The organism is Gordonia sp. SCSIO 19800 (assembly GCF_018132775.1).
Classification (GTDB): domain Bacteria; phylum Actinomycetota; class Actinomycetes; order Mycobacteriales; family Mycobacteriaceae; genus Gordonia; species Gordonia hongkongensis.
The window spans coordinates 131,049-143,610 of record NZ_JAGRQM010000006.1; the positions used below are offsets into that span (position 1 = coordinate 131,049).

Below are 12,562 nucleotides of genomic sequence, written 5' to 3' on the forward strand. Positions count from 1 at the left end.
CGGCCACACTATCCAGCCGGTGCGACGGTCTCCCACGGAACCGTGAGCACGTTGTCGGACAGGCGGCGCCGCGGCATCTCGCAGTCGACCCCACGGTCGCGCAGCAGACCCAGTGCATGCACCCATCGGGCGCGCGGGCCGTACGGCGCCAACGGCGCGGCGATGTCCCAGCACTGATCGGCCAGGGTCAGCAGGGTGTGGATCCGCTCGCCCGGCACGTTGCGATGGATCAGCGCCTTGGGCAGACGCTCGGCCAGGTCCGACGGACGGTCCGAATGCTCCGGCGCCCAGCTGAGGGTCATGCTCACCGGCCCGTCGACGTCTAGCAGCACCCAGCTGCACCGTCGGCCGATCTCGTCGCACGTCCCCTCGACGATCACTCCGCCCGGCGAGAGTGCACCACGGATCCGGGCCCACGCGTCGTCGACCTCGTTCTCGTCGTACTGACGCAGCACGTTGAACGCGCGCACCACCCGGGGTCGCAGGCCGCCCAGCTCGAAGCCGCCGAGCCCGAACCGCACGCCGGCACGGGGCTCGACCACGCGGGCGGGGTCGATCTCGAGACCGACCATCTCCAGATCCGGGGCGACCGCGCGGAGCCGTTCGGCCATCTCGACGGTCGTGTCCGGACGCGCACCGTAGCCGAGGTCGACGACCAGCGGCCGGGGCACGTCCAGGGCGGCACGCACCCGCGGGGAGTGGACCATCCACCTGTCCACCCGCCGGAGCCGGTTGATGTTCGTCGTGCCCCGGGTGACCCGGCCCTGCGGTCTGTGCTCGATGCGCTCGGACCTGACGGACGGGCGGCCGGCTCGGATCACAAGTTCTTGTCGACCCAGTCCTTGGCGTACTCGGCCTCGGCGCGGAACAGGTCGACGAGGTTGATCAGGATCATCTGCTCGAGCTTGCCGTTGACGAACGGGACGAAGACCTTCGCCTCACTGGTCCGGCGGATCGTGCAGCCACCGTTCTCGGTGGGGAAGAGTTCCTGCCAACCGTTGAGGCTGCCCGGTCCCGCCGGGATCGAGGCGTTGTAGGTGCCCTTGGTGTTGTCCGGGTCGAACGGGCCCAGGGTCTCCTCGCGGGTGATGACCATGTCCTTCTTCATCACCGTCTGCGCGAGCGCGGGCAGCTGGTCGCGCCCGATCGTCTGCTTGAGGACCACCCGGATACCCGTCTCGTCGGAGACGAAGGAGTCGACCTCGCAGTGCGGGGAGATCATCTGGAAGCCCGCCATCATGTCGTCCCAGTACTGCTTGATGCTCTGGGCCTGGTAGAGCTTCTCCGCGGACTGCGTGTACCGAGCGGAGTAGCTGAGCCGTCGTGCCATGCAGACCAGGCTACGTCAGCGGATTCTCGGTCTCCCACTCGACGGTGTGTCCGCGCTCGGCGTCGAGCAGCGCCGACAGCTCGCTGACCACCGCCTTCTCGATCTTCCCGCCGAACAGCGGGAGATTCACCGACACCTCGGCGCGGTTGTCGGTGGTCGCCGGGTCACCCGACGTCACGGTGGTGCCGGTGATGTCGACCGGCACCGGCGCCCCGTCGACCGTGGCATGTGTCTCCCCCTCGATCCGGTCGCCGACCAGGCGGTATGTGTTCTTGCGCGGGATTCGGAGGTCGCCCGGCATGACCTTGGTGACCGCGGACGGCAGCTTGTCGGCGGGAATGCCCTGCTGGATCTCGACGGTGACCGTGTCGCCGGTGATCGTCACCTTCTCGACATGCCCGTGCCCGGAGTTCATGCGCTCGACGAGGTCGTGCCAGTACTTCTCGGTGGTGTAGATCGCCCACAGACGCGCGGTGGAGAAGGGATAGGACACCGTGTGCTGCAGCTTGCTCGCCATGATGAGAACGCTACCGCCCGCCGGTTAACGTTGAGGACGTGACCAACACGCAGGCGCCGCTGAGCGCGCCCCTCGCCGAGCTGACCACCCTGCGTCTGGGTGGGCCCGCGCGCGAGATCATCCGCTGCGAAGACACCCGCACCATCGTGGAGACCATCCTCGACCTCGATGCACGGTCCGAGCCGGTCCTCGTCGTCGGCGGCGGTTCGAACCTCGTCATCGGCGACGCCGGGTTCGACGGGACGGCGGTCGTACTCGGCAGCCGACGCCTCGAGTTCGGATCGGGCCGTGAGTCGGGACGGCCGCACGTGGTCGCCGACGCTGGCGTGGGCTGGGACGAGCTGGTCGCCGCGACGGTCGACGCCGGTTTCGGCGGACTCGAGTGCCTCTCCGGGATCCCCGGCGCGGCCGGGGCGACCCCGGTGCAGAACGTCGGGGCCTACGGCGTCGAGGTGGCCGACATCCTCCGATCGGTTCAGGTCCTCGATCGACGCTCCGGCAACCTGCGGTGGGTCTCCCCCACCGAGCTCGGTCTCGGCTACCGGACCAGCAATCTCAAGCACCGGCACGACTTCGTGGTCGTCGCGGTCTCGTTCTGGCTCAACGACGATCGCGTGAGCCAGCCGATCCGCTACCGCGAACTCGCGACCCGCGTGGGGGTCGAACCGGACGATCGGGTCGACGCCGCCACGGTGCGCGCAGCCGTGCTCGACCTGCGCGCGGGCAAGGGCATGGTGCTCGACGCGACGGACTTCGACACCTGGAGCGCCGGCTCGTTCTTCACCAACCCGATCGTGCCGGGCGATGACGCCCCGGCGGTGCTCGACCGGATCGCGGCGCGCGTCGGCGACGACGTCGCGATCCCCACCTATCGCGCGGGCACCGATGACACCGACGCGGCGATCAAACTGTCGGCCGGGTGGCTGATCGAACGGGCGGGCTTCCGCCGTGGACACCCGGGCCCGGACGCGGCGGTCCGACTCTCGACGAAACACACTCTGGCGCTGACCAATCGGGGCGCCGCGACCACCGCCCAGCTCCTCGATCTGGCTCGCGAGGTCCGCGACGGCGTCGACGAGGCGTTCGGGGTGACATTGCGGCCCGAGCCGGTCCTGGTCAACTGCAGTCTGTGACGGGAAAGACCGGTCAGACCGCCTGGGTGTCCTTCAGATCCGCTGTCTCCCGGGAACTCTCGGCGACGACGTCGTCGAGCAGGGCGTTGAAGCGTTCGGCGGCCTCGATGCTCGACATGTGTCCGACGCCGTCGTAGACGACCATCTCTCGCAGCGAACCGTTGCGGCGCAACACCTCGGCGATCTGCTCGGCGTGTACCTGCGGGGTGAGCCGGTCCTCGGTGCCGACGACCACGGTGGTCGGCACCGTCAACGCCTCGAGTCCGGCGGTCACATCGAGCTTCCCCATCGCCGAACCCCATCCGGCCCGAGCGCGCGGCGGGCACGAGCCGATCATCTCGTCGACGAACTCGACGTGCGCCCGGCGGGCGTGCGGCCCGAGGGCGATGTAGTGCGAGAAGCGGACGCCGTAGGACGTCTTCGGGATCGGAACCGGGACCGAGGTGATCATCTTCGCGGCGGCCGGCGCGAACGGTTTGGCGTACGCCGGCAGATCGACCGGGATCAGCAGGTGGTTGTCCATGACCGCCTTGGCGGCGGTCGAGACCAGCACCACCGACGACACCAGCGACCCGACCTTGTCGGGGTATTGGGCCGCCCACGACATGATGGTCATGCCGCCCATGCTGTGTCCCACCAGGATCGCGCGGCGCCCGGCCGGCACTGCCGCCTCGAGCACCGCGTCGAGGTCCTCACCGAGCATGGCGACGGTCGGTCGGCGGTGGCCGCGCTCACTGCCACCGTGGCCGCGCTGGTCGTAGGTGACGACCCGGCGGGAGCCGCCCTCGGAGGCGGCCAGGTGGTTGATCTGCGGGTACCAGTAGGCGGTGTTGCAGGTCCAGCCGTGGACCATCACGATGACGTCGCCGGTGTCGTCGGCGCCGGGGTCGTCGGGGTCACCGTAGACCTCGACATTGAGCCGGGCCCCGTCCGCGGTCGGGACCTCGAGACGTTGCGGGGCGTTGTCCGGGCGGGTGAGGAGATCGTCCGGGCCGTCGTCGACGGCGAATTCGGCCTGCAGTGCCTCGCGCGCGAGTCGCGCGAAGACGGTTCCGATTCCCAGCGCGACCACGCCCGCCCCGATCGCGGTGGCAACGCTGCCCGCACTGGCCACTGACTTCGTGTTCATCCGGCACTCCTCACCTGTCGAGGACCTCACTGGTCCTCTGCAAGGCACCGAATCCGGCTCAGCGCCCCGTCTCGGGGTTCAATGTACCAACGTCCGTTGTCTCATAGTCCGCCTGTGCCGGCTCCGACTCCTCGCCGGCGGGCAGGACCGGCGGGGGCACCTCGGCGTCGAAGTAGGTCGCCGCCTCCCCGATCGCCTTGGAGATCTGCTCGTCGAGCGCCTTGCGGAACGTCGTCTCGACGATCTCGTGGGCGATGGGCCGAACCGTCTGGATGAGGTCGGCCATCTCGCTGACGCCGGCCTCGCCCAGGTCGGGGAGGTTCTCGTCGAAGTACTTGTCGGTGATGATCGAGACGAAGCTGGTGGCGACATCTTCGAGGTCTTCCTGGACGCGGACCCACCGGTCGAGCAGGACATCGATGTCGACCCCGCTCTTGACCAGGATCTCGGCCCCCTCGAGCAATTCCGGGTTGCGAATCGCGTAGTGCGCGCCGTCCTTCGCCAGCAGTCCGAGCTTCTGGCTGAGCGCGATCGACCGGTCGCTGGCGTTCAGCGTCTTGCGCAACTCGGTGATGGTGATCGTCGCCGCGCGCTTGAAGTTGCGGAACCGGCCGCCCTTCGGTGTGCCGCGCAGGATCTGCTCCACCCGCATGCCGTGATGCGCCGCGTGCAGCAGCTCACTGATGGTGGCGAAGGTGTAACCGCGCTCGAGCATGCGCGAGATCAGGTTCAGCCGGACGAGGTGCTGGTCGGAATACCAACCGGCGCGTCCGCGAATGGTGGGCGGCGGCAACAGTCCGCGGTCCTGATAGACCCGGATGTTGCGAACGCTGACCCCGGATGCCTCCGCCAGGTCGTTGATCCGATACTCCGCCACGATGCGTCAGGCCCTTTTGCTGAACCAGGACTTGCCCTGGATGTCGTCGACCCGTTTGCGTACGTCGACGAGGTAGACGAGCATCGCGACCACTCCGATGATGCCCAGGAAGTTCACCGCACCGAAGAACCAGATGAACAGGGTCGCGGCGGCGAGGATCGAGACCCAGATGACCTTGCTCTGCCGATCCACCGCCGGGAAGGCGTCGGGCCGCTGGATGGCGGCGTGGATGAGCGCGACGGTCGAGGCGATGCCCGCGACCACCGTGAGCGTCAGCATGATCAGACTCTGGCCGTAGGCCATTACGCTGAAGAAGTCCACGTCGAACACTGTAGTCGCGCGAGTGCCGTTTGCTGCGACACCCTACGACGCGGTGCGGTCACCCGGCCCGTCGACGATCATTCGGCGCCGGGTGACGCCTTCTTCGCCGGGGCCTTCTCGGCAGCAGCCTTCTTGGCCGGGGTCTGCTTCGCGGCGGCCTTTTTCGCCGGGGTCTTCTTGGCCGCGGTCTGTGTGGTCGCAGCCTTCTTCGCCGGAGCCTTCTTCGCCGGGGTCTTCTTGGCCGGTGCCTTCTTGGCGGCGGTCTTCGCGGCAGCCCGCTCGGCCGGGCCCTTGACGGCGGCGGCCTTCTTGGCGGGCGCCTTGGCCGGCGCCGCCTTCTTCGTCGCCGACTCCTTTGCCGCCGCCTTCTTCGCCGGAGCGCTCTTGGCCTGCGTCTTCTTGGCCGGCGCACTCTTGGCCGGGACCTTGGTCGCCGAAGTCTTTGTCGCCGGGGCCTTCTTCGCCACTTCTTTCGCCGGCGATGCCTTCTTCGCCGCTTCCTTGGCCGGCGCCGTCGTGACCGCGGCTTTCTCGGCGGGTGCCGCCTTCTTCGCCGGTGCCGCCTTCGTCGCGGCCTTCGCCGGCGGAACGATGTCGCCTTCCGACTTCACCGGCGGCTCGATGCGTGGCTTCTCGTCGCGGGGCGCATCGTCGGCCCGGTTCGCCAGCTTCAGCGCACGTTCGCCGACCGCCCGCGTCTGCTCGGAGATCGTTCCGAGCGCGTCTTCGGTGAGACCGACGGCGTCGTTGTACACCTTCTCGAGCTTCGGCAGGTTCTCGCCGACGAGCGGTTGTGACTTGAGCTTCTCCACCGCCTCGTCGCGTCGTTCCGCCAGCGCGGTCAGCAGTCCCGCGGCCACCGCGAGGTACGCCTCGGCCACCTTGCGCAGTTCCTCCGGGGAGAACCGCGCCTTCAGATCCTCGATCTCGGCGGGCAATTCGACCGGCAGCGCCGACAGTTTGGTCCTCGCCTCCTCGAAGATGGCCAGTGCCGTGGCGAGCGCCTCGTCGATCCGGGCCTGGGCGTCGTCCCGCGAACCGGTGATCCGCGCCTCGAGCCTGGACTGTGTCGAACCGACCGTCTCGACCAGCTTCGACTGGGTGTTCTCGACGGTCTCGGCGATCTTGGATTGCGCGTCGGCGACCTTCGCCTGGGTCGACCCGACGGTCTCGACGAGCTTCGATTGGGCTTGCTCGCTCGCGGCCTCGCCGCGCTCACGCACGTCTGCGAGCAAGGCAGCCACCTGCCCCACGGCTGTGGTCAACGGGTTCTCGCTCATCAACTACTCCTTGCCGGTCGACTCGATCGTGTTCTCTTTCCGGAACGACTCGTAGATCTCCAGCAACATCTGCTTCTGACGTTCGTTGATGGAGTCATCTGCGATGAGAGCATCACGGACCGGGCTCGCGGGCCGTTCTTCGAGTATCCCCGCCCGCACGTACAGGACCTCGGCCGACACGCGGAGACCCTTGGCGATCTGGGCGAGCACTTCCGCCGACGGCTTCCGCAGACCGCGTTCGATCTGGCTGAGGTAGGGGTTGCTCACGCCCGCCCGCTCGGCGAGTTGGCGCAGCGAGACCTTGCCCGCGACCCGCTGGGACCGGATGAACGCACCGATGTCCTGGGCCGCGTTGGCGACGGCCTCGACCGCCTCCACCGCGATGGGGGTCGTCGAATCAGGGTCGTCGCCGACCGCCTCGACGGCGGAAACGCGGTCAGCAGTAGAGGTTTCACCCGGTGCGGCGGAGTCGGCGACCGAGGCGTCGTCCGCGTCGGGAGACGCTTCATCCTTCTCGGACTGCATCAACGCTCCGTTCTCATGGTGGGGCCCGACGTTCGGCGATGTGTCCGACTTTCGGCCCGTTCTCCCAGTATCAACACCAGTGCTAGCCCGTGCAAGCACACAGCAAACTCCCGCTTCGACGCCACGGACGATGCGGCGACGATGCGTCAGGAGAAGATCAGCACCGAGGTGGAGTAGATGACGAGCCCGGCGAGTGCGCCGACGACGGTGCCGTTGATCCGGATGAACTGCAGGTCGCGGCCGACCTGTAGTTCGATCTTGCGACTCGTGTCATCGGCATCCCAACCACGCACGGTCTCGGTGATGACCGAGATGATCTCCTGCGAGTAGTTCGCGGCGACGTGGTGCGCGACCCGCGCCACCCAGCCGTTCATCTTCTCCTGCAGCGGCCGGTCGTCGCGGACACGTTCCGCGAGTTGGATGATGGAGTCCGACAACGTGTTCCGCAGCGTGCTGTTCGGGTCCGACAGCATCTCCTCGATGACGGCCTTGCCGGTCTGCCACGCCGTCGACGCCGCACCGGTCACCTCGTCGCGTCCGACCAGTTCGAGCTTGAGAGCCTCGAACTTGGCGATCATCTCGGGGTCGTGCTGCAGATCGTCGGCGAACTTCTCCACGAAATCGTGCATGGCCCGCCGCAATTCGTGATCGGGATCCACCCGCACCTTGTAGGTGAAGTCGACGAGTTCGCGATAGATCCGGTCCCCCACCAGACTGTTGACGAACTTCGGCGTCCACTGGGGTCCGTCCCGGTCGACGACCCGATCGATCAGATCCTGGCTGCCGACCGCCCATTCATGAGCCCGGTCACACAGCAGCTGGAACACCGGCTCCAGACGATCCTCGGCGATCAGCTGTTCGAGGATGCGCCCGGTGGGTGGCGCCCACTGGGGTTCGGCCGCCCACTTCAGCGCGGCCTGGATGAGTTGTTCGACGTCCTCGTCGCGCAGCATCTCCGCGGCGAGCTTGATCGCACGGGCGGCTTCGCCACTCACCCGCGGCGCGTTGCGCGGGTCGGCGACCCACGTCGACAACCGTCGGGGCAGATCCAGCTGCTCCGCTCGGTACACCACCACATCGGGCGTCATGAAGTTCTCTTCGATGAAGCCGCCGAGTTGTTCGCCGATGTCGTCCTTCTTCTTGCGGATCAGGGCCGTGTGCGGGATCGGGATGCCCAGTGGGTGGCGGAACAGGGCGGTCACCGCGAACCAGTCGGCCAGCGCGCCGACCATCCCGGCTTCGGAGGCCGCGCGGACGTAGCCGACCCAGGCCGCGACGTCGGCGCCGTCGCGATGCTCGAGGTAGCGGGTGAACAGATACACGATCGCGGCGAAGACCAGGAAGCCCGTGGCCACCGCTTTCATCTTGCGAAGGTCCCTGCGTCTGCCCTCGTCGCCGGCGCTGTTCCCGCCGAATCCGGGCGCGGACGCCTTGGCCGGCGGACCGTCGTGCTGACCGGCGACTCCTGGGATGACTGTCGATGCCATGGAACCAGTGTCACCCATCGAGCGACTACGCTGGCTGCGTGATGGCCAACCGCCCGAATCCCGCCGCGGCCGCGCGCGCCGCAGTGGCGGCCGCGGCCAACGTGACGCGCGGGCTGGAACAGGTCCTGACGACGGTCACCGAGTCGGTCGCCGAGACCGGCGCCAAACCCGACGGTCGCAAACAGCGGTGGGAGAAGCACAAGCTCGCCCGACGCACCGAACTCACCGACGGTGTCATCGCCGCGGTCCGTGAACTGGGCGCCGACGTCGGCATGGACGAGATCGCCGCCCACATCGGCGTCTCCAAGACCGTCCTGTACCGCTACTTCGCCGACAAGAGCGACCTCGGCGTCGCGACGACGGTGCGGTTCTTCGAGACGACGATCTATCCGCGGCTGACCGAGGCGATCGCCGACGATCTCGACGAGTACACGCTCACCCACACCATCATCGGGGTGTACGTGCACGCCGTCGACGACGAACCGCAGCTGTACCGGTTCGCCCTGGCCAGTTCACCCACCTCGTCCCCGGCGCCCGCCGATTCGGTGCGACTTGTCACCCAGTTGGTGATGGGGAACATCCAGCTGCGGATGGCCGAACGCGGCGCGGACACCACCGGCGCCGAGCTCTGGTCGCACGCGCTCGTGGGCGGTATCCAGCACGTCGTGGACTGGTGGATGACCAAACGCACCCTCAGCGCCGACGAAGTCGTGGATTATCTGACCATGATGGTCTGGAGCGCGGTCGTGGGTGTCTGGCAGGTCAACGGGTCCCGGGAGAAGTTCCTGGCAGCGCCGCCTGCGCTCTTCGATCCCCCACCCGCCGATCCCCTGCCCGTCGATCCCGCCTCCGGGACCCCCGGCGCCTGATGACGCGCGTCGCTCTCGTCACCGGCGGCAGTCGCGGCGTCGGGTACGGCATCGCTCGTGCGCTCATCGACGACGGGTGGACGACGTATGTCACGTCGCGACAGGGAACCGGCCCCGACGGCGCCCGCGCGCTGCCCTGCGATCACACCGACGACGCCGCGGTGGCCGCGGCGTTCGACGAGATCGCCACCGGCGCAGGCGGTCTGGATCTGCTCGTCAACAACGCGTGGGCCGCGCCGAAGGGTTTCGGCGGGTTCTCCGACCCGTTCTGGAAGCGACCGGTCGACGACTGGGACACCCTGATCGGCGTCGGACTGCGAGCGCATTACGTGGCCTCGGTGCACGCGGCCCGGCTCATGACCGACGCCGGCCGCGGGCTCATCGCCAACATCTCGTCGTTCGGCTCGCGCGGCCATCTGCACTCGGTCCTGTACGGGATGAGCAAGACCGCCCTGGACAAGATGGCCGCGGACATGGCGGTGGAACTGCGGGGCACCGGCGTCAGCTCGATCTCGTTGTGGCTCGGCCTGATCCGCACCGAGCTGTTGCTGTCACTCGGCGTCGACGAATTCGCCGGTTTCTCGCTCGCCCGCGCGGAGGATCCCGAGTTCGTCGGCCGGGTCATCTCCCGGCTCGCAGCCGATCCCGGGCTGTCCGACCTCAGCGGCCGCACGCTCGTCACCGCCGAACTCGGTTCCGCCTATGGGATCGTGAACAACGATGGCACGCCGCCGGATTCACATCGCACGGCGTTCGGTGGCGGGCCGCTGTTCCCACCCCCGGCCGAGCCGGCGCCCGCATCCGACCCCGAGAGGACCCCATGACCGCTGGTTGGACCACTCCCGCCGCCGATGCCCTGCGCGTCGGGGCCATCGGGCCGATCGCGTCGTTCGACCCGGAGACGACGCCGGGCTTCGACGGCGACAAGGCCTCCGGCACGGAGTTGCTCGCGCAGCGCGGCGAGGTTCTCGCCGATCTCCAGGAGTTGTTGTACGCCAACGGCCGGGCCGGTGACCACCGCTCGGTTCTGCTCGTGCTGCAGGGCATGGACACCGCCGGCAAGGGCGGCATCGTGCGCCACGTGGGCGGGATGATGGACCCTCAGGGTCTGTCGATCAAGGGGTTCGGCAAACCCACCAAAGAGGAGTTGCAGCACGACTTCCTGTGGCGTATCCACCGCGCCCTTCCGCCCGCGGGCCGGATCGGGATCTTCGACCGGTCGCACTACGAGGACGTCCTCCCCGTCCGGGTGCACGATCTCGTCCCGCAGTCGGTGTGGGAGAAACGCTACGACCTGATCAACCAGTTCGAGTCCGAACTCGTCGCCGGCGGGACCACCGTCGTCAAGTGTTGCCTCGTGGTGTCGAAGGACGAGCAGAAGAGCCGCCTCGCCGCGCGCCTCGAAAGACCCGACAAGTACTGGAAGTACAACCCGGGCGATGTCGACGAACGCGGTCACTGGGACGCCTATCTCGAGGCATATCAGGCGATCTTCGACCTGACCGACCGCGACTCCGCGCCGTGGTTCGTCATCCCGTCGAACCGCAAGTGGTTCGCGCGCCTCGCGGTGTGCGAACTGCTCATCGACGCGCTCACTCGCCTCGACCTCGACTGGCCTGCCGCCGATTTCGACGTCGAGGCCGAGAAGAGACGACTCGCCGCCGCGGACTGAATTTCCGCTCCCCAATCCGAAAGAGCCGCACACCAAGTGGTCCCTGATCCGAAAGAGCCACACACTTATTGGTCCCTGAGGTGCGAGCGAAGCGAGCCACGAAGGGTCTTCGCAACTCGCCTCGCCAGGCCCTTCGTGGCTCGTCGCTTGCGCTCCTCGCACCTCAGGGACCAGGGGTTATGCGGTTCTTTCGGATCAGAAAGCAGGAACCGGGCGCCGACTGAGCACCTCGTGCGCCGCCAGCCCGACGACAAGCGCCCAGAACGCGCCGCCGATCCCCCCGAAGGTGACACCCGCGGCCGCGGTCACGAACGCCAGTGCCGCGGGAATGCGGAACTCCGGCTTCTCGAACGCACCCAGGATCGACGCCACGAAAGTGGTCAGCAGCGCAAGTCCGGCAACGGCTTCGAGCAGTCCGTCCGGTGCGATCGCCGTGACGACGACCAGCGCACCCGACAGCGCGGCGAGCACGAGACTCGTCGACCCCGTGGCCACGCCGGCGATCCATCGTCGCGACCGGTCGGCGCCCGCCTCCGGACCCGCGGCCAGTGCCGCGGACAGCGCGGCGAGGTTGATCGCGTGTCCGCCGAACGGTGCCCCGATCACGGTTCCCGCCCCGGTCACGAACATCGCCGGCCGCCACGGTGTTTCGTAACCGAACGACTTGAGTACGGCCACCCCCGGAACGTTTTGTGAGGCCATGGTGACGACGAAGAGCGGAATCGCGAGGCCGACAATCGCTGTCGCGTCGAACGCCGGTGTGGTCCAGGCCAGCTGCGGCCACCACGTCTCACCGGCCCAGCCGTCGTAGCCATCGACGGCGAGGTTCACGCCGATCACGATCAGTGCGGTGACCAGAGCCAGCGGCAGCGCCCACCGCGGCAACCATCGCATGGCCAGCAACCAAACGAGGAGTATCGGAATCGTCGACCACGGTTGCGCTGACAACGAGGTCATCGGCGCCAGACACAGGGTGAGCAGCACCCCCGCGAGCATCGCCTGGGCGATTGGCGTCGGAATCCGGCCGATCAGCTCACCGAGTGCCGGCACCAGCCCGGTCGCCACGATCAGCAGCCCGACCACGAGAAACGCTCCCACCGCCGCAGGCCACCCCGCGTCATAGGACGCACCGGCCGAGACGAGCAGCGCGGCGCCCGGCGTCGACCACGCCAGCGTCACCGGGCGGCGCGTGCGCAGCGAGAGCAGGATGGACCCGAGGCCGAACAGAACCGTCAGGACGAGCAGACCCGACGCCGCCTGGGCGGCGGACGCACCGACCGCGCGCAGGCCGGTCACCACCACGACGAAGGACGAGGTGAAACCGACCAGAGAGGTGACGATTCCAGCGATGATCGGCTCGCTACGAGTCGACGACACGGGGCTGGTCATGACGCGAGCATAACGGTATCGTTCCGTAAACAG

At 68.1% G+C, this 12,562-nt stretch carries 14 protein-coding genes; 4 read left to right on the forward strand and 10 right to left on the reverse strand.

Annotated elements, in window-relative coordinates; translation table 11 throughout:
* Positions 1-8: 8 nt before the first annotated feature.
* From KB201_RS09565 to KB201_RS09575, 3 genes are all read right to left on the reverse strand, one after another.
* A complete protein-coding gene (locus tag KB201_RS09565; RefSeq protein WP_249145276.1) occupies positions 9-707 on the reverse strand; it encodes a class I SAM-dependent methyltransferase in 699 nt (232 codons plus the stop codon).
* Positions 708-817: 110 nt separating this feature from the next.
* Positions 818-1,330: a DUF2505 domain-containing protein gene (locus KB201_RS09570; RefSeq protein ID WP_058251265.1), complete on the reverse strand. Its 513-nt coding sequence runs from the start codon at positions 1,328-1,330 to the stop codon at positions 818-820.
* A 10-nt stretch (positions 1,331-1,340) separates the two neighbouring features.
* The gene (locus tag KB201_RS09575; RefSeq protein WP_078111694.1) at positions 1,341-1,847 is read right to left on the reverse strand and encodes a DUF2505 domain-containing protein; all 507 of its coding nucleotides are present in this window, start codon (positions 1,845-1,847) and stop codon (positions 1,341-1,343) included.
* Positions 1,848-1,885: 38 nt separating this feature from the next.
* On the opposite strand from KB201_RS09575, the gene KB201_RS09580 reads away from it, so the two are divergent.
* The gene (locus KB201_RS09580; protein WP_078111695.1) at positions 1,886-2,980 is read left to right on the forward strand and encodes a UDP-N-acetylmuramate dehydrogenase; all 1,095 of its coding nucleotides are present in this window, start codon (positions 1,886-1,888) and stop codon (positions 2,978-2,980) included.
* A gap of 13 nt (positions 2,981-2,993) precedes the next feature.
* Here the strand turns inward: KB201_RS09580 and KB201_RS09585 are convergent, their stop codons facing one another.
* From KB201_RS09585 to KB201_RS09610, 6 genes are all read right to left on the reverse strand, one after another.
* Positions 2,994-4,109, reverse strand: a complete 1,116-nt coding sequence (locus KB201_RS09585) for an alpha/beta fold hydrolase (protein WP_078111696.1) — start codon at positions 4,107-4,109, stop codon at positions 2,994-2,996.
* Between the two features lie 58 nt (positions 4,110-4,167).
* Positions 4,168-4,986, reverse strand: coding sequence for a MerR family transcriptional regulator (locus KB201_RS09590; protein ID WP_058251269.1), 819 nt, complete (start codon positions 4,984-4,986; stop codon positions 4,168-4,170).
* A gap of 6 nt (positions 4,987-4,992) precedes the next feature.
* Entirely contained in the window at positions 4,993-5,316 is a 324-nt protein-coding gene (locus KB201_RS09595) for a DUF2516 family protein (protein ID WP_058251270.1), read from the reverse strand.
* Positions 5,317-5,384: 68 nt separating this feature from the next.
* Positions 5,385-6,587 carry a heparin-binding hemagglutinin gene (locus KB201_RS09600; RefSeq protein ID WP_211539050.1) on the reverse strand — a complete coding sequence of 401 codons (1,203 nt, stop codon included), beginning with the start codon at positions 6,585-6,587 and terminating at the stop codon, positions 5,385-5,387.
* A 3-nt stretch (positions 6,588-6,590) separates the two neighbouring features.
* Positions 6,591-7,112 (reverse strand): helix-turn-helix domain-containing protein, encoded by a 522-nt coding sequence (locus KB201_RS09605; protein ID WP_249145277.1) that lies wholly within the window; start codon positions 7,110-7,112, stop codon positions 6,591-6,593.
* Positions 7,113-7,258: 146 nt separating this feature from the next.
* Positions 7,259-8,599 carry a DUF445 domain-containing protein gene (locus KB201_RS09610; RefSeq protein WP_211539052.1) on the reverse strand — a complete coding sequence of 447 codons (1,341 nt, stop codon included), beginning with the start codon at positions 8,597-8,599 and terminating at the stop codon, positions 7,259-7,261.
* Between the two features lie 41 nt (positions 8,600-8,640).
* Between KB201_RS09610 and KB201_RS09615 the strand changes: the two genes are divergently transcribed.
* The 3 genes from KB201_RS09615 to KB201_RS09625 are packed head-to-tail and all read left to right on the forward strand — an operon-like array spanning position 8,641 to position 11,140.
* Positions 8,641-9,468 carry a TetR/AcrR family transcriptional regulator gene (locus tag KB201_RS09615; protein WP_211539143.1) on the forward strand — a complete coding sequence of 276 codons (828 nt, stop codon included), beginning with the start codon at positions 8,641-8,643 and terminating at the stop codon, positions 9,466-9,468.
* A complete protein-coding gene (locus KB201_RS09620) occupies positions 9,468-10,292 on the forward strand; it encodes an SDR family NAD(P)-dependent oxidoreductase (protein WP_211539054.1) in 825 nt (274 codons plus the stop codon). Before KB201_RS09615 ends, KB201_RS09620 begins: the two co-directional genes overlap by 1 nt.
* On the forward strand, positions 10,289-11,140 hold the full coding sequence (locus KB201_RS09625) for a PPK2 family polyphosphate kinase (protein WP_065630154.1): 852 nt from the start codon (positions 10,289-10,291) through the stop codon (positions 11,138-11,140). The genes KB201_RS09620 and KB201_RS09625 overlap by 4 nt, the downstream gene beginning before the upstream one ends.
* 195 nt (positions 11,141-11,335) lie before the next feature.
* Here the strand turns inward: KB201_RS09625 and KB201_RS09630 are convergent, their stop codons facing one another.
* A complete protein-coding gene (locus tag KB201_RS09630) occupies positions 11,336-12,529 on the reverse strand; it encodes a benzoate/H(+) symporter BenE family transporter (protein ID WP_211539061.1) in 1,194 nt (397 codons plus the stop codon).
* Positions 12,530-12,562: the final 33 nt, after the last annotated feature.

What these genes read in the sequence shown, in the direction of transcription:
- KB201_RS09565 (WP_249145276.1), bottom strand. Translation starts at nt 707, where the DNA reads ATGGTCCACTCCCCGCGGGTGCGTGCCGCCCTGGACGTGCCCCGGCCG.
- KB201_RS09570 (WP_058251265.1), bottom strand. Translation starts at nt 1,330, where the DNA reads ATGGCACGACGGCTCAGCTACTCCGCTCGGTACACGCAGTCCGCGGAG.
- KB201_RS09575 (WP_078111694.1), bottom strand. Translation starts at nt 1,847, where the DNA reads ATGGCGAGCAAGCTGCAGCACACGGTGTCCTATCCCTTCTCCACCGCG.
- KB201_RS09585 (WP_078111696.1), bottom strand. Translation starts at nt 4,109, where the DNA reads ATGAACACGAAGTCAGTGGCCAGTGCGGGCAGCGTTGCCACCGCGATC.
- KB201_RS09600 (WP_211539050.1), bottom strand. Translation starts at nt 6,587, where the DNA reads ATGAGCGAGAACCCGTTGACCACAGCCGTGGGGCAGGTGGCTGCCTTG.
- KB201_RS09605 (WP_249145277.1), bottom strand. Translation starts at nt 7,112, where the DNA reads ATGCAGTCCGAGAAGGATGAAGCGTCTCCCGACGCGGACGACGCCTCG.
- KB201_RS09610 (WP_211539052.1), bottom strand. Translation starts at nt 8,599, where the DNA reads ATGGCATCGACAGTCATCCCAGGAGTCGCCGGTCAGCACGACGGTCCG.
- KB201_RS09615 (WP_211539143.1), top strand. Translation starts at nt 8,641, where the DNA reads ATGGCCAACCGCCCGAATCCCGCCGCGGCCGCGCGCGCCGCAGTGGCG.
- KB201_RS09620 (WP_211539054.1), top strand. Translation starts at nt 9,468, where the DNA reads ATGACGCGCGTCGCTCTCGTCACCGGCGGCAGTCGCGGCGTCGGGTAC.
- KB201_RS09625 (WP_065630154.1), top strand. Translation starts at nt 10,289, where the DNA reads ATGACCGCTGGTTGGACCACTCCCGCCGCCGATGCCCTGCGCGTCGGG.
- KB201_RS09630 (WP_211539061.1), bottom strand. Translation starts at nt 12,529, where the DNA reads ATGACCAGCCCCGTGTCGTCGACTCGTAGCGAGCCGATCATCGCTGGA.